A 15,106-nucleotide genomic window follows, 5' to 3' on the forward strand; every position below is an offset into this window, starting at 1 on the left:
GCTATGGCTGATGTGAACAATCGTTCGCGCATCAACTCTGCGCGGGCGTCCCTCAGCATCGTGAACCGCACACCATAAAGATGACGTTGAGGCCTGCGTTGACCTAGGGCTAGAGCGTTGAGCGTAGCCGGGCGATGCCACTGGTCATTTAAGGAGTGGATGATGGACAAGGAACAATCGGCTACCAAGATCAATGGCCCTAAGCCGCAAGACTTTCTGCGAGCGAGACGTCCGGAGCAGTTTTCGGACTCGGTAAAGCTACAGGAGTCGACTATTGATCGTTCCATGCTGGAGTACCACTTCGAGACCCTGAACAACCGAAGCCAAGAGCTTGAGTTCGAGATATTCGCACGCAAGCTTTGTGAGCGAGAAATCTGTCCCAACCTGGTTGCCCAGACCGGCCCGACTGCGGGTGGAGACGGTAAAACCGATACCGAAACGTACCCTGTGGCCAGCCAAATCGCCTTTTTCTGGGGATTAAACGAGGCTCCGGAGTCTGAGCGATGGGCATTCGGTGTCAGCACCCAGAAAGACTGGAAGACAAAATGCACGAAGGATGTCGAGAGCATCATGTCCACCGGGCGTGGGTACTCACGCATCTTCTGTGTCTCCAGTCGATTCATCAAAAACAGCCTGAGGGCGCAGCTTCAGGATGCCCTTTCGGAAAAGCATGGCGTCAAGGTCACAATCCTCGATCGAACCTGGTTGCTTGATAAAACACTGCAGCCCCACAATCAGCAGCTTGCCATCGATTACCTAGGTCTTACAGGCAGCATTGAGAGCAAAATTCAGATCGGCCCATTCGACGCTGACAAGCAGATCCAGCTAGCAGACATCGAGCGCCAGATCGAGCAGATTGAAGATCCAGGCCGTTTAACGCTCTCCCAGGTCGACCTCTACACCAAGCGTGCCATCACCTACAAAGAGCTGGAGCGGGATGCCGTCGCTGTGGAGCATCAGTTCAATCTCGCTGTGCGGACAGCGAAAAAGTTTGGCAGCCAGAGGCAGCATTTCGATTCCCTTTATCAGCTGACATGGGCCGCGTATTGGTGGCTGGAAAATGCCGAGCTCTTCGAGGACACCTTTGAGAAAGCACTTGGCGTGGCTCAAGAGACCGACAACGTTGAGGTCTGGGAGAAAGTCGTAACGTTGTTCAATCTGGTTGTCACCACTCATCGAGACGGCAAGTGCACCCTCGATGTGGCCTCCATAGAAGTCACCATTCGGGAGAAGTTGAACTCGTTAGCCGACGACGCGGATATGATAAGCGGTGCATTGCAAGCCAAGACGTCATTGGCGCTCCTGGATCTGTTGGCTGCTAAAAGCGAGGAACAGGTCAACAATACCTTCAGGTCTTTGGGCATCATCGCTGATAGCGCTCATAAGCTGATTGGGTACCCCATGGCTCGCCTCGTCAACTTACTGGAAGCTCTCGATGTGGCCTTCGGAGATCTCAAAGCTTACGAAGACCTGATGGATAAGCTCATTGATGATGCCGGTGCACGGGAGAACAGTCGGATAAAGGCGGATAAGTACCTGAGGCGAGGAGCACTGAGTAGCGACAAAAAGGATTACTACAGGGCAATCAAGTGCTTCGGGTTGTCTCTGTATGGGTTGTATAGCAGTGAAAGCAAGACGGAAATGTTCGCTGCCCTTTATATGTTGTCCCATGCGTACGAGAAGCAGGGCCTGCTCTGGGCTGCGCGAGGTGCTGCGCTGATGGCAGCTTACCTTGTTACCGCAGACGCACTGAAGGAACAGCGGAGTAGTGCTAAGCAAGCTGCTATTTACCAGAAACTCATGTGGATTGAAGGTCAGCTGGGTCGCTTGGGTCAGTCATTAACTTGGTACCACCTGGCTCAACTGATCTCTCAAACACTGGATGAAGATCTGTGGACAGAAAATCAGAAAATGAGTTATGAGGCTCTCATTGGTAAGCTATTTCTTAATGCCAATTTCTCAGATATTGAAAGACTAGCCTGGCTGCCGGATAAACTAAATCAGTTGGATTTATGGCTTAGTGCCGATGCGCTATTGATTTGCTTAGGCCATGAAGATAAAGCAGGGCCCGAAGGTGAGCCTATTGACCTTCAATTTATAAATATGTGGCGCAGCATTGATATGGGCGCTCCGGTGGCCCCGCTCGACCTTTATCTAGGCCGCTGGACGACCATAAGCTCCTACATCCTGGGTTGTAAGGTGTCCGTATCCTTCCCCGTGAAGTCCCCTTGCATGGAGCTAGCGCAGCAATTGCTGGCTGTGCTGGAAAGCTTCTGCGCGCCGATGATGGCAGACCATCTAGCGTCTACATTGCCCGCCGTAAATATTGATATCTCGTTGGAAGATGAGGACGACTTCATACTGCAGCACAGTTTCGATACTGCTGCACAGGTAACTTCTGCTGAAATCCTCTGCTCGCCATTCAGTATCGCCAATTTAACCGACGAGCAACGAGATGCAATCAAGGATTTCTACAGTGAATTCTGCCTCCGTTTTGTCACCATCATCTGCCCTCAGATTGGCTGGTCGAGATTGGAAGAAATGCTTCGAGACGATAAAGCCTTGGAGCGAGCCGTTGTCTTCAACTGTAATATTGGATTGGACAGCTATTTCATGGGGTGTGATGCTGTCCCAGGAATTGCGTCTCATCAGGATGCGTCCCTAGAGTTGCACAAGCCGACTCGTCGCGTGACTTGGTTTGAGCATCACAACATTGAGCCCATGGACTGGCGACCTAAAGCTGATGTTTCCGAGGAGCGACCAAAACATCCGTTCCAATTCTCGACCCTTAAACATAGAGAGTTGAAGATTTTATCTCTCATTCAGGTCAGCCTGTGGGATCAAGCTGGTTGGAGGGGCGTAGGTTTTCAAGGGGGTGGAGGGCGGATTCCTGCTATCGTATTCCTCTTTGAAAATCTGGTAGTTGGGGAAAGAATTTTTTCAAACATTGCTAAGACTGTTGGTGATAAAGATCCTAACAATACGTTGCGTATCGCACTGATACGCGGTATTAACAAGCAGAGCCCCGCGCACTATCGAGTCGTGGTTACAAGTAATCTTGATCGGGAAGATGACTCATCGAGTATTCATTCGGCCTTGTCCAGAATTCTTACGGTCACGCCGGACTCCTCTGAGAATCTTGATAGGTTCCTCAGCGATTATGAAAACTACAAAAGGTGCTATGTCGTCACGGTGGATTCAAAGGGGAGACCCACACATCATTTATCAACTTCAGGGGTTGTGGTTATAAATGCTTGGGAAATTGATGATAACCACCTAGAGATTACAGCACTTCAACCTGATGACGATGTGTTGATCCCGGAAGGGGTCGATAATCCTCCGATCAGCCGTGCTTTGGCGAGGATTCGTTCATCGGAAGGCCGTAAGGCATAGACACCCGAGGTTGGTTACCCTGGCGTGCATGCGTGGCGCCTGGGGAACGTGTTCTTCGTGACCAACGACGTATTGAGCTGCAGTCGGATGTCATTCGTAGTGCAGCTCACCGAACAATCCAATCATGAGATCCCCTTCGAGCACCTCAAAAGGTAGTGTGACGTAATGATCTCGATGGCGAGGTAGCGCCTTTCCATCGTGTGGTGCGTTCTTCGTGTGACCTTGAACCTTCTCCCCGCTCTCCTTGATATAGGGGAGCACTACGATCCGGCCATGGTTCTTGGAAAGGATCGTTCCCTCGTGCCACAGGGTGTTCCCTTCATCACTGTTGGACTCGCCACCCGTGTTTTTCACGACCCATTGTGGCACCCCATCGTCCTCATACCAGAACACAAAGCCACCGCAGACCAGTACTCTCTGGCCACGCATTCTTGCCTCGGCGAGCATTTGTCTGACGCTGGCAAGCTGAAGCAGCTGGTTGGCTCGGGGAAGTAACAGCGCACGAACCTGTGCTTTGGTTCTTCCCCAGTGATCTGCTCCCGAAAGACCAAAGCCTTTGGCAGTCAGTTCTCTGAGGCATATTTGTGAGCGCTTCGGCGACAGGGCACCAATCTCTTCCCATTTCAGGTCTTCGGTGCGGCGAAGGCAGACGTTGAATGTTGGGAGGGCAACAACTTGCAGATAGGGAGCGCGCTCAAGCTGTTCGTGCAGCGGCTGCCGCAAACTATCCATCTTACTGGGCAGCTCTAAATCTTGGATGGCTGGGCGGGGCAGATGGGCATTCCGTTTGACGGCCTCGCACTCCATCAGCTCCTCTTCGTCCTGAATACGACGAGCCGCAGTTAAAGCCTTGTCGACCTTTAGGGTGATTGAGGCTTGGATCACGGGATCATGCACCGCGTTGCTTATGTGCTCGGAGGTGGACTGGTTGAACGCATCTGCCGCGATCATAGCTTCCGCAAATGTACTGAAGGAGGAGCCACGTGCATGCCCTTGGCCGTTGTCGTAGAAGTAGCGCTTCCAGGCGAGCAGGGAGTCGGGGAAGAGCTTCAGGGCTCGCAACTGCCATGACCAGCCGATGCCAAATTGACGGAATGGGAGTACGGCCAAGGTAGGCATCGAGTGGTACGGCATCTGGTCGAGTCGCATAGGTTCTTCCTTGGTGGCTTGGCTGCCGCCCTGATGGCTAGTTTGCGCTGGAGGGCGAAGCTGAGCTGTGGTGTGACGTAAATGGAGGGATCGCTGATTCGGGCCATTGGGCTCGGCTCACCTAATCAGCCGAGCATCTCCTTAAGGATGGACGCGACATTCCTGGCATCGTCTATCCCACGGTGATAGGTACCTTGCCAAACTAAGCCCAACGACTCTACCGTTTGCTTAAGTGATTTCGGTCGATCGTCATACAAGCCGGCATGCCATTTCCTGGCATTGAAATGTGGCAAGCCTTCGAGTAGGGAAGGGCACGCAGCATACCCTGCGTCTCGCTCAAGCTGCCTTGCATCATAGTCACCCCACGATGCCCAAGCCGCATTTGGATATCGTGCAATAAACGCTCCTAGCTCCTGGCCAACCTCCACATAGGTTCCTGCACTGTCCACGTCCGCTTGTTGAATGGATGTCAGCTCTTTGCAGAAGTCGGTGAGGAGGGGATTGATTTGAGGTCGGACGAAACGCTGGAATTCATCGACGATCTCAAGCGTTTCCAGATCGATCACCACTAGGCCAATTTCAATCGTTTCCATCTGGTCAGGGACGACTGTAAGTGGCCTTGGTGATTCCGACTCGCCAACCTCATCACAGGTTGCCTCAAGGTCTACGCAATACAGATAGCGGTATGGCGCTAGCAGGTTTTGGATGGATTGGAGGTGATGGAGCTTCGCTTCAATGCTCATGGCAAGTATGTCCTAACTTTGATCTGTCCAAGATACATCGACAGGATCCTAAATCCACGTGGTTGCAGACCTTGACGAAGACTGATTTTTTTCCCACTATATATCTGCGCCATCGACGTTGGCGTTCAGCCCTAGCTAGGTGAAGCCTCTGCAACGTCGCTCCAACATCTTTTATTGCCACCTTCATGGTCACTGACACTAGGGTTTAGCGTTGACCGTAAGAGGCTAGGCTATGAAATTCCCTGATACTCCTTCGCTTGCTGCTTTTAAGTCAGATGCAGCTGTTTTGCATCGTGATTTACGCAGCGGCTGTCGCTCTGCACTCGACAGAGCCATTAGTGCTCAATTGATAAGTTCGGGCCCCGTGAACCGTGATATCTGCCTGCGTATCATTGCCAAAGAGCATGGTCTGCCATACCCCAAAATTGTTGCTAGAGATCAGATGATATCCCGGTATGCGGATCACTGTGTTTCTCAAGCGTTTTGGCGGAAACCATATGAAGGTGGATTCCGAAGGGCGCGATTCCTGTTGCAATTCGATGCGCTTGTTGAATGTCTTCGCGACCAAGTTCCACTTGCATCTGCTGCAGATAAGCGGGGCGTCGATTTCAGCGGATTTCATTTCAGCTCGTTGCTATTTAGCAGAATTCGTCGTGTCCTCAAGCGCTTGAAAGTCCCTGATTTCAGCTACCTGCAGGCGCCCGGAAGTCTCGTGCACTATGACTGGTTTCAGGACGTTCAAAAGGCAAGCCACTGCAACTTCAGTGATGCAAAGTTCTACTGCATTACTGCTGATCCAGTGATTCAACCTGGCGCTTACGGATGGGAAACCGATTTTAGCTATGCAGATTTGCGAGGCGTTGACCTTCGAGGGGCCTATCTGAGAGGAGCCTGTTTTAAAGGGGCTAAAGTCGATGGAGCTGATCTGCGCAATGCGAATATCAATGGCTGCATATTCACCGGTACCACAGGGGCGTTTTTGAGCGGTGAAGTCCTTTATCACAACTGGGACGTAGGCCCTCAGGGCGTCGTCCCTTGGTTACCAGACGACGAAGACTGAACCGCAACCTCTAAACGTGGTACCCCGCTCATACGCCTAGATGGAGTTGTGGTGAGCGGGTGCGGGGGAAGAAATGTTGCGATTAAAGAACGCTTTGCAAGCGAATCATACCAACGCTAGTAACGAACATTAAGTATCACTTTGAGGTGATGCCCTATCCGTGTACCTGTTTTTTTCAATTCCGGCTTTTCGAGATGAGAGGGCAAGGATTGGATCATCAGCTATTGGGTGAATGGCCATTGAAGTTAAAGGGAATAAGAAGATGGAAAAAATAATAGGGTTTTTCTTGGAGAAGATTTGGCCAGCCTTGTGCGCATCCGCTCAGGACGCGCGGGAGCTCATTCAGTCGAATTCATCCTTTTTCGCAACCATGAGAGATCGCAAGGGAGTTTGCTCGAATGCCTGGCTCTTCGGCATCTTCGTGGCGATTGGCTTGGGGGTTCTAGGGCTGCCAGCGTCTCGGTCTGCCGGCATTACTCCAAACCTTGAGTTTGCGGGCGTGATGACAATGATGAACTGGCTCCTCGTTGCGTTCTACGGAGTGTGCTTCGCGATAGGATCTCGGCTACTCGGAAGTGACCGCGAGATGTTGGTCAGCGTTAACACCTTCTTTTACGTCTCGGGTTGGCTGGTGGTACTAAAGTTATTCGAAATGCCCGCTTTGGGTGCACGATTTAAAGCGATGGCGCAGAGTTGCAGTGCCTTCAGCTATGACGAGGCGGTCACGTCGGCAATCCAGCAAAGCTCAATGGCCAAGACTTCAGATGATATAGTGCTGATCGGTTATGTAATGTTCATCGGCTTTGCCATCGCCAAAATGCAGCGTTCAGTGCATGACTTCGGTTGGATTCGTGCGATCCTTTCAACAGTGATTGGTATGGCTCTGTTGAGTGCGATGGTCTCGTATGTTCAAGAGCCCATCATCTCGCAGCTGATATGCAGCTATGTAAGTTATCCACTTAAGGGTTGATAAAGTCTCACCTTTATCGGGCGAGCCACTTCACATCTGGCTCGCCACGATGCGAACAAATGCTCGTGATACTTACGTTTTCAAGCTCTAAACAGATCGCCGGAATCGTTTCCGGCACGCTGTCCAAGTTCGTGCCCCGAATCTGCGATCGGCGATCCGCCGTACTAGCAGTAGCCCAGGGCGTCACAGTCATTGAAGACTCTGAGCTGCCAGCCATCGATTTCCACGGGCATGAGGCCCTCGTGGATCTAATTCCATGACTGGATGGTGCTTCGCGTCATGAAGCGTTTTCCGAGAGCGACTTCTATCAGCCAGCACCTGGCAGGCCTCGCGGGCGGTGAGAGCAGATTTTGTGTTCAAATTTTCCATCGTATTGATTGCCGATACTCGTCTTTAGGCATCAAAAATCATTAGGCCGGTTCAATGAGCCTCGCCGAAGCGCACTTCAGGCACAAGGAGCTACGGGATGAAATCACAACCCAATATCGAGTTGCATACGCCACTCAAGTAAGTTTTCTGGCAATACATCTGGAGGCAAAGTTTGGACGATGCCTCGCAAGAGGTGACCGGAATGACAGTGAAGTATCGCGACTTTGGTCGGATCTTCCCTAGAAAATCCAAACTCCGCTCCCGCCAGGCGCAGGCCTCTGCGTAGCGCTTCCAGCGCTGCGTAGCCAAGCCATTCGAGTCGCAGAAACCCATACATGTTGACCTTGTGAGTCCTCACATAGCCCGTGAGGAGTTCAGCCACCAACTGTTCTAGGCGTTCCGCCCCTAGTGTGGCAACAGCCAACTGCCAAAGCTGCCCTTCGAGAGGGGCAGTGATCTTCATACACACGCCAGGATAATGATGTGCTTGAGCTCCCATTTCGACCTAAATCCGTCGCTCTTAGGGGCGGCTGGAGTGCTGGCATCTTCCAGATGCGACACCAAAGCTTCTTTCAATTCGAGTAACGCTTCTCGCAGTCGAGCGTCTTCCCGGGCATCGCCTGAGTTCGGCTTGAATTCTTCAACGTGACGGAGCAGGGCTTCGGCATCGTTTGTGTTGAGATCAAAAACAATCATGTTGAGTCCGGGACTTGGAGGAGGGAGACGTCAGCAGGTGAATCCGTGACTGAGTTTTTCAAGTTCAGCTTTTACCAGTTCGTATCCCTCTTCAGTGTGAGCGAGCTCCAATGGTGTGCTTCCACCGAGGGTGTTTTTCGGTTGGTTCAGCCAAGCGTCGGCCTTGGCTTTGTTGCCAAAGATCTGCTCGGCGTGACGCTGAATCAGCTCGATAAAACTCATGTTTTTCTCTCGTGAAATCGGTTGTTGATGACTGCTGGGGTAGCCGCCGCGGTGTTCCAATTCTTACCTCATCCATTCCACGAAAGGCACCAACTGTCTCATTTCAACACCGCGTGCGAGCAGCCAGGTTGTCCAGAGCGAGCAGATGACGGCGATGCCACCGCTGAGTATCCGCAGGGCTCTATAAGCTCCCGCAGAGTCCAGCATAAATCCATGTTGTCGCTCCAGGAGTTGGGTCTCTTTCTGAAGGTGCTGGCGAGCGTTCGCAACTTCTTCGCGCAATGTGATTCTCTGCAGGCAGTTTTTCAATCGCACATAGCGCGCATGATCCGCCGCAGGGAGCTTGACCAAGGAATATCGGTGAATCGACTGCATATTCGATAACAGCCAGGCGAAAATCGACAACCCGACAATTCCCATAACGTGTGGGCGTACCCATTCGGCGGCCGATTGGGGAAAGCCCAGTACCTGGTACAGCGCTGGGTCTTTGAATGCCGCGATAACGAATAAGACCGCAGACAACAAGCAGATGATTACGATTTTTCTGGAGGAGGGGATTGCAGACAACTGCCGGCGCAATTTGGAAAGGATGCTCATCAAATTCTCTACCATGGAAAGAAGGTTCGACGAGTGAAACCTACGCGGAATGGGCGCGCAACCGAAATAAGGTGCAAAACTGATGCGCTGGAAAGGTGGGATTATTTTTGCCTGTCAGTGAGGTTTTTTTCAGTAAATGCTGGGGTTTTCGTTCGTACCAACCGCTACCTCCAGGGAAGCCCACCGGCCGTTCTGACGACTGAGGGTCTGATGGTGATGCGGAATTTCCTGCCCCAATCTTGAGTGCATGCTACGACCTACCAAGGGACGATAACACTACGCAATTGCACGGTGGTTACACGACCGATTTTACGTGGCTGGCGCACTGACACGGTTTCTAAGCGCCTTAAATCTATGAATGGCCCACCAACTCTTCGGGGAGGTTTAGCCGATCAATAACCCCTGTTCCATTTGGGTCTAAGGTCTTTGCATGTCGAGTGCAGAGGTGAGTGCTACGCTCAGATCATCTTGATCACGCCTCGTAATAAATGGAGGTTTCGCGAAATGCCCGCCAAACCTAAGACCCGTACGGCCAAACCTAAGCCCAGTAAGACCAAACCAAGCATCTTGCATGAGCTTGATGTTCTCGAAGGTAAAGTTGATTTTGCCCAGGGTCAGCAACTTCAGTTGCTTGAGCAACTGGTCAAGCAACTTCGTAGGGCGCGCGTTAGCGAGGAAGAGAGATTCTCTGATGACGTCGTCGTTGTGCGACTGTCTGATGAAGTAACGGCAGACAGCCCTGAAGTTCAGTCAGCTTCGGTTCTAGGGCTCGGGAACGCCGCCACAGCCTTCGCTCAATGGGGACGGCGGGCGGCCCCCAAGATGAATTTACTTCATCAGTTCGACGGCTCGATGGCCGTCAAAGCGAACACATCTGCCCTAATGGCGTTACGTAGCAACTCGCCCGGCTTGAAGGTTACTTCAGCAACATGGCTCTATCCACAGTACATACGGCCAATGGGTGATGAGCTGGATACTTTTGCCATACAAGTTACCGAAGGGACGAGGGCCAAGCGTTTCGAGGTACGTCTGACTGACGCAGAAGGTAAGCCGGTGGCAAAGGTCAAAGTGCGCGCACTGGTTGACTGGAGTGGCGCGCATGTCAGCGTTGAGTCTGACAGTAAGGGTGTTGCTCTTTTTTCGATCCCTCTCATTTATCCAAAAATCGAGCTCATCATCGTCGAGCCCGAGCATACCTATTGGTCAGCGTTCGTTTCCGGTTTCGAGCGAGCCGCGGCGCCAAAGCGCGTAAATATCCAGCTACAGGGGTTGATTCCCTACAGCTTTGGCTTGATTAACCATTACGCTGATTACGAAGAAGATGCTGGCGTGAACGTAAGCGTAGGTGTGATCGATAGTGGTGTAGGCCCCCATGACGCGTTGGATGTGGTCGGAGGCGCCTGTCTGGTACCGGGGGAGAACGCTGACGACTACCTTGATAATGGTCTTGGGCATGGCACTCATGTTGCAGGAACCATTGCAGCTAAGAAATTGCCAGGAACAGAAGTGTATGGAGTCGCTCCCGCGTGTCGCCTATTCTCTTACCGAGTGTGCCCGAAAACTGGAAATCGTGGACGTGCCAGGTCTATTGAAATAGCTGCTGCCATTGAGCAGGCGATAGCAGATGGGTGCGATGTGGTGAATATCAGCATGGGAAGCCTTGAAGCTATGCCTGAGGTTCCCGGCATACTGGAGCATGCGCGTAAAGCAGGTATGGTTGTTTTTGCTGCGACAGGCAACGATGGAGAGCCGTCGATTCGATACCCGGCCCGCTATGCTCATACGCTAGCGGTAGGAGCGCTAGGTCGGGACAAAACATTTCCTCTCGACTCCCCAGATGTGAATCATGAAAGTTCTGTCAGGAGAGGGAATGAATTCGTTGCCCAGTTCTCTAACTACGGAAAGGAGACAGATTTCATCGGGGCAGGGGTGGCGGTGATCTCAACGTTCCCCAAAGGGCTCTATGCTAATATGTCAGGTACCTCAATGGCGACGCCTTTCACCAGCGGTATGGCGGCTCGTCTGCTGTCCAAACACCCTGAGATCCTTGCGATGGCACGTGGCCCAGAGCGTGCAGACGCCATCATAAAAATGCTTTTTGAGGCGACAAGGAAGGTCGGTTGGAGCAACGACTACGAAGGTTTCGGAGTACTGAAATGACTAGCGTGGTATTGACCTACAAGGGCCCACCTTCTTTGAGAAAGGAAGCGGAGTCACGCCTGCGTCAGAAGCTCGGTGGCGCAGACTTTGTCTGCAGGGCTACCGACCTTTTCGAAGCCCAAGTCGATGAGCGGCAGCTATCAATTATCGCTGACGAGTCGCTGTGGCAGGTGACTTTTCCGTCCTACGCTGAGATCCGTAAACCAGGTACGAACTGGAACAAACTTCGCGAGAAAGCTCTTGAACTGAAATGACGACCTGTTGCACCTAAAAACGGGTGCACAACCTACCAAGGAGGGGCTATGTCCGATGAAGACGTTGAGTTAGTCGCAAGTACTTGGGCTGGTATCCAGGGGGTCGTCCTGACTCCCAAACCCGCTTCCTATTTTGAAGGTCGTACGGGCTACGCCAGGGACTTTCTGGGCGCTCCATTGATTGTTGAGTTGCCAACGATTGTTGATGCTGACCGTCTGGCGGATGTGGTGCCGCTGGAAGACCAAACCTTTGAACTCAAATACCAGCACTTCAGCACTGTCCAATCCAAATCCAGACGGTTACCTATCTATTCCGCCTGCAACATAAATGGTGCTGAGAGCAAAAACATTCCCCGGCACAGTGTCTGGTCTTACGATGGGCGAATCGACAAGCAGTATCAAATCCTGAAAGAGGCTTACGGGAAGGAAGAGGACAAGCGCTTCTCTCGTGGACACATGACCCGCCGGCAAGATCCGAATTGGGGAACGTTTGAAATCGCCCAAAGAGCAAATATTGATACCTTCTTCGTCACCAATGCGTGTCCTCAATGGCAGCCGTTCAATGATGGGCTATGGGGCGACCTGGAAGATTACATCCTGGCCAATGCCAAAGGGGATGAAAAAAAGATCAGCGTGTTTACCGGGCCGTTCTTTCAAAACGACGATCCGGTGCGATTCGATGTAAAAATCCCCACGGACTTCTGGAAAGTGGTCGCCTTCATCAGCGAACAGTCGGGGAAATTGACGGCCATAGCGTATGTTATGAGTCAGCGAAAGTACCTTGATACGGGCATCGCTAGAGACCTGGATGATTTCCAAACATCCCAAGTACCTTTGTTAGCGATAGAAACGAAGACGGGCCTGAGCTTTACCAGTCTGCAGGGTAAGGATGTGTTCGGTGACGCGAGCCTGGAATTTGTTCAACCTATTCGGCGCTTGGCAGACACACATTTAGGAGGCTAGGCCGCCTACCGCAGGAAAGTTCGGATTGGCATTCTGGCATGGAGCCGTGACTATTCTTATGGGGCGGCTGTCTTTGAGGTTGCGGATGTGTCGGATTGAAAGGTAACTCAGGGTAGTGGTGAGCAAACCTTTCCCACTACTGCCGGATAGGTCGGCGATCTTGCGCTTCAATTCAGACGCTTCTGCTACAATCTGATGAATTGTTCTTACAGGATGAAGCCGCAGGGCGGCAGCAAACGCGGTGCGAAGCGACATTCAATTGTGGCCGTTAAACGGAACGATATGTCGGGTTTGCTATGTTAACTGAGGCTTTAGGCATGTGACGCAATCCCCCAAGCCTGAATTCAATTACTCACTCAGGGCCCAAGTTCGTGTGAATAAAGCGCTGGGCAGACAGGATCGATAACGCTACGAATTTCTGGCGGCCAACACCCTCGGTTGCCTGCACCGCCTTGTACTGCCTCTGATCCTGTTTGAAGCGCCCTCAGTGGGCGTCCCAGTAACCCCTTTTTATGACCAGCGTCGCATCCCGATTTACGGGGCCGCCGTGAATGTACCCACGAGATAAGCCCTGATTGAATGTCTCGCAACCGATCTCTACCTGCACACAGCCGCTGCAAGAACTACCGACATCCGAACACACGGGATCAAAGGCACAGTTGAAAGCGAACATGCTGGCGTCGTCGAACCAAGGCTGGAGGTAATGCTGAAACAAGGTCAGCAAACCACCCGCCGTGTAGTTCTGAATTGACGACACGTAAAGGATCACTGACAAGTCCATCGGTAATAGGTATTCCTGGATACTCTTTGAGTCATACCCTGTGTGGCGACGGGCTGTGAGCATCAGCGAGTGGCTGATTGAATGCAGCAAGTGGAAGGGTGCACCCTCAGCTGGATGTTCCGTCGAAATTGCTTTGGTGACCATTCCCGGGTGCATGGAGAGCGCGGGATAGTGACTCAATAGATAACCATGACTTTTTGATCTGTCAGCAAGGACATCTTCACTAAGTGCGTCGAGATGGGCCGATTCAATGCACCATTGCAAAACCTTACAAGGATCCAGTCGAATCCAGAGAGCCTCCGTCTTCGCGGACATCGCATACACCGAGGTTTTTCCCTTCATGGCTTCGTCTACTCGGTCGGCGAAGGCGTTGAGCACAACTTGAGGTACATTTTCGGTAATCGATGGACTGCTCTTTTCACGCGAGTAACCCAACGTTGCCAGAACAACGCGCAAGTCCGGAATGTGAGAGATCGACTCTATCCCGTATCGGTTCTTGACGTTCTCCCATTGCTCAATTAACGCGTCCCGGTGCGCGGTATCAGTAGTCCCTAAAATCTCCTTCTCAATTGAGATTCCATTGACGTCGTGAGGCAAGAAAACAGCTTCCAAAGAGCGACGATGCTGGATCAAATTTATCAATGTTGTTTCGTCAGGAATTAGATCGTGCGCTGCCTTGAAGCACCCAGATGAACTCGCCAATTGGGCTTCAATTGCGGCCACCTCTTTTTCCGCAGAGTTCAGCAGATCTGCAATGGATTCATTAGTCTTGGCAAGTTCGGCGAACTTGGAAATACTCTCAAGTTTCTTGGCAAGGGTCGCTCGCAAAGCGGCCTGTTCCTCGGGATTTCCGACACTCGCTGACAGCAGGAGCGTAAGTTTCTGCTCGAGCTCGCGCCCTGGCATCTTGTGCAGTAACGCCAACGCTATTCCCTGGGCGATGTCTTGTGCTGGCCCACCCGCGGCACTCAGGCCTCCTTGCAAACACTGCAGTAACCTGGCGATGAGCTTGCCGCGTTCTTCACTCAAAGCGATGTACTGTGTGCTTTGTGCGTAAAAGGATTCCCCGCTGGTAAGCGGCGTCCCTCGTTTGTTGATCTCCTGCTGAAACCGATCCTGGCAGGCGGTGCAGTTGTCCTGCAATGAGCCGGCGAGCTTCTCATTGGTGTCTACATCGAAGAAGAATGAATGGATAAACGAGCCTGCATCCCTGTATCCGATGTTTTTGGAGCGCCGAGCAGAATGGTGGACGTAAATCGAGCTGGCATAACCACATCGATGAACCGCCAAATATGGAATCTGGATCATTTCCCCAGGACATTCCCGGCGCTTACATTGGATGTAGCTCCTTCCAGCCCGGTGATGAATGCGAGCTTCCATTTTTGAAAGGGTTTGATCTTCCGGCCACCGGGGGTCGTAAAAATCGATCACCTTACACTTTTTGCAGCTGAGCATAAGCGGGGCGGGCGTCACCGATATTTCCGATGGGGACTGAATTTCGAGTCGCTTCTTCTCAGCGGCTGTCAGAAAGGTAGGATCAACCGCTCCACCCGAACTGACCCAGTCATTTACAAAGTTGAGTACTGCCTCTCGCAGCTGCTCTTTATCCACGCCATCCAGCGCGGAGCCGCTGCTTACGACACCAACTACGCGACCATAGGCTTGATTACGCAGACGCGTGTAAGCACCCGGTAGAAATGACTCTCTGAAGAGACGGCTTCGACTCACATATTCCTTATCCATTTCCCA

General features: G+C 52.0%; 13 protein-coding genes. 6 read left to right on the plus strand and 7 right to left on the minus strand.

The window, feature by feature from the left end; genetic code table 11:
- The first annotated feature begins 162 nt into the window (after positions 1-162).
- On the plus strand, positions 163-3,393 hold the full coding sequence (locus AACY49_RS22200) for a hypothetical protein (RefSeq protein ID WP_339526437.1): 3,231 nt from the start codon (positions 163-165) through the stop codon (positions 3,391-3,393).
- A 90-nt stretch (positions 3,394-3,483) separates the two neighbouring features.
- On the opposite strand, the gene AACY49_RS22205 is transcribed toward AACY49_RS22200, so the two are convergent.
- Positions 3,484-4,542 carry a hypothetical protein gene (locus AACY49_RS22205; protein ID WP_339526438.1) on the minus strand — a complete coding sequence of 353 codons (1,059 nt, stop codon included), beginning with the start codon at positions 4,540-4,542 and terminating at the stop codon, positions 3,484-3,486.
- 125 nt (positions 4,543-4,667) lie between these two features.
- Positions 4,668-5,285 (minus strand): 3'-5' exonuclease, encoded by a 618-nt coding sequence (locus AACY49_RS22210; RefSeq protein ID WP_339526440.1) that lies wholly within the window; start codon positions 5,283-5,285, stop codon positions 4,668-4,670.
- Between the two features lie 232 nt (positions 5,286-5,517).
- Between AACY49_RS22210 and AACY49_RS22215 the strand changes: the two genes are divergently transcribed.
- The gene (locus tag AACY49_RS22215) at positions 5,518-6,345 is read left to right on the plus strand and encodes a pentapeptide repeat-containing protein (RefSeq protein WP_339526442.1); all 828 of its coding nucleotides are present in this window, start codon (positions 5,518-5,520) and stop codon (positions 6,343-6,345) included.
- Positions 6,346-6,577: 232 nt separating this feature from the next.
- Positions 6,578-7,315 carry a hypothetical protein gene (locus AACY49_RS22220; RefSeq protein ID WP_339526444.1) on the plus strand — a complete coding sequence of 246 codons (738 nt, stop codon included), beginning with the start codon at positions 6,578-6,580 and terminating at the stop codon, positions 7,313-7,315.
- Positions 7,316-7,787: 472 nt separating this feature from the next.
- Here the strand turns inward: AACY49_RS22220 and AACY49_RS22225 are convergent, their stop codons facing one another.
- The 4 genes from AACY49_RS22225 to AACY49_RS22240 form a co-directional block, all read right to left on the minus strand.
- Complete coding sequence (locus tag AACY49_RS22225) at positions 7,788-8,147, minus strand: hypothetical protein (RefSeq protein ID WP_339526446.1); 360 nt, start codon at positions 8,145-8,147, stop codon at positions 7,788-7,790.
- Entirely contained in the window at positions 8,144-8,380 is a 237-nt protein-coding gene (locus AACY49_RS22230; protein WP_339526448.1) for a hypothetical protein, read from the minus strand. Before AACY49_RS22230 ends, AACY49_RS22225 begins: the two co-directional genes overlap by 4 nt.
- Positions 8,381-8,410: 30 nt before the next feature.
- A complete protein-coding gene (locus AACY49_RS22235) occupies positions 8,411-8,602 on the minus strand; it encodes an MbcA/ParS/Xre antitoxin family protein (RefSeq protein WP_339526450.1) in 192 nt (63 codons plus the stop codon).
- A 63-nt stretch (positions 8,603-8,665) separates the two neighbouring features.
- Positions 8,666-9,199 carry a hypothetical protein gene (locus tag AACY49_RS22240; protein WP_339526452.1) on the minus strand — a complete coding sequence of 178 codons (534 nt, stop codon included), beginning with the start codon at positions 9,197-9,199 and terminating at the stop codon, positions 8,666-8,668.
- A gap of 504 nt (positions 9,200-9,703) precedes the next feature.
- On the opposite strand from AACY49_RS22240, the gene AACY49_RS22245 reads away from it, so the two are divergent.
- The 3 genes from AACY49_RS22245 to AACY49_RS22255 are packed head-to-tail and all read left to right on the plus strand — an operon-like array spanning position 9,704 to position 12,576.
- Positions 9,704-11,359: a S8 family serine peptidase gene (locus tag AACY49_RS22245; protein ID WP_339526454.1), complete on the plus strand. Its 1,656-nt coding sequence runs from the start codon at positions 9,704-9,706 to the stop codon at positions 11,357-11,359.
- Complete coding sequence (locus AACY49_RS22250) at positions 11,356-11,613, plus strand: hypothetical protein (protein WP_339526456.1); 258 nt, start codon at positions 11,356-11,358, stop codon at positions 11,611-11,613. Before AACY49_RS22245 ends, AACY49_RS22250 begins: the two co-directional genes overlap by 4 nt.
- Before the next feature lie 48 nt (positions 11,614-11,661).
- Positions 11,662-12,576 carry a DNA/RNA non-specific endonuclease gene (locus AACY49_RS22255; RefSeq protein ID WP_339526458.1) on the plus strand — a complete coding sequence of 305 codons (915 nt, stop codon included), beginning with the start codon at positions 11,662-11,664 and terminating at the stop codon, positions 12,574-12,576.
- 484 nt (positions 12,577-13,060) lie between these two features.
- Here AACY49_RS22255 and AACY49_RS22260 read toward each other — a convergent pair whose 3' ends face one another.
- On the minus strand, positions 13,061-15,100 hold the full coding sequence (locus AACY49_RS22260; protein WP_339526460.1) for a hypothetical protein: 2,040 nt from the start codon (positions 15,098-15,100) through the stop codon (positions 13,061-13,063).
- Between the last annotated feature and the right edge of the window lie 6 nt (positions 15,101-15,106).

This window comes from Pseudomonas sp. EL_65y_Pfl2_R96 (assembly GCF_963970905.1).
Lineage (GTDB): Bacteria > Pseudomonadota > Gammaproteobacteria > Pseudomonadales > Pseudomonadaceae > Aquipseudomonas.

What these genes read in the sequence shown, in the direction of transcription:
- AACY49_RS22210 (WP_339526440.1), bottom strand. Translation starts at nt 5,285, where the DNA reads ATGAGCATTGAAGCGAAGCTCCATCACCTCCAATCCATCCAAAACCTG.
- AACY49_RS22255 (WP_339526458.1), top strand. Translation starts at nt 11,662, where the DNA reads ATGTCCGATGAAGACGTTGAGTTAGTCGCAAGTACTTGGGCTGGTATC.
- AACY49_RS22245 (WP_339526454.1), top strand. Translation starts at nt 9,704, where the DNA reads ATGCCCGCCAAACCTAAGACCCGTACGGCCAAACCTAAGCCCAGTAAG.
- AACY49_RS22230 (WP_339526448.1), bottom strand. Translation starts at nt 8,380, where the DNA reads ATGATTGTTTTTGATCTCAACACAAACGATGCCGAAGCCCTGCTCCGT.
- AACY49_RS22205 (WP_339526438.1), bottom strand. Translation starts at nt 4,542, where the DNA reads ATGCGACTCGACCAGATGCCGTACCACTCGATGCCTACCTTGGCCGTA.
- AACY49_RS22250 (WP_339526456.1), top strand. Translation starts at nt 11,356, where the DNA reads ATGACTAGCGTGGTATTGACCTACAAGGGCCCACCTTCTTTGAGAAAG.
- AACY49_RS22200 (WP_339526437.1), top strand. Translation starts at nt 163, where the DNA reads ATGGACAAGGAACAATCGGCTACCAAGATCAATGGCCCTAAGCCGCAA.
- AACY49_RS22220 (WP_339526444.1), top strand. Translation starts at nt 6,578, where the DNA reads ATGGCCATTGAAGTTAAAGGGAATAAGAAGATGGAAAAAATAATAGGG.
- AACY49_RS22260 (WP_339526460.1), bottom strand. Translation starts at nt 15,100, where the DNA reads ATGGATAAGGAATATGTGAGTCGAAGCCGTCTCTTCAGAGAGTCATTT.
- AACY49_RS22240 (WP_339526452.1), bottom strand. Translation starts at nt 9,199, where the DNA reads ATGAGCATCCTTTCCAAATTGCGCCGGCAGTTGTCTGCAATCCCCTCC.
- AACY49_RS22235 (WP_339526450.1), bottom strand. Translation starts at nt 8,602, where the DNA reads ATGAGTTTTATCGAGCTGATTCAGCGTCACGCCGAGCAGATCTTTGGC.
- AACY49_RS22225 (WP_339526446.1), bottom strand. Translation starts at nt 8,147, where the DNA reads ATGAAGATCACTGCCCCTCTCGAAGGGCAGCTTTGGCAGTTGGCTGTT.
- AACY49_RS22215 (WP_339526442.1), top strand. Translation starts at nt 5,518, where the DNA reads ATGAAATTCCCTGATACTCCTTCGCTTGCTGCTTTTAAGTCAGATGCA.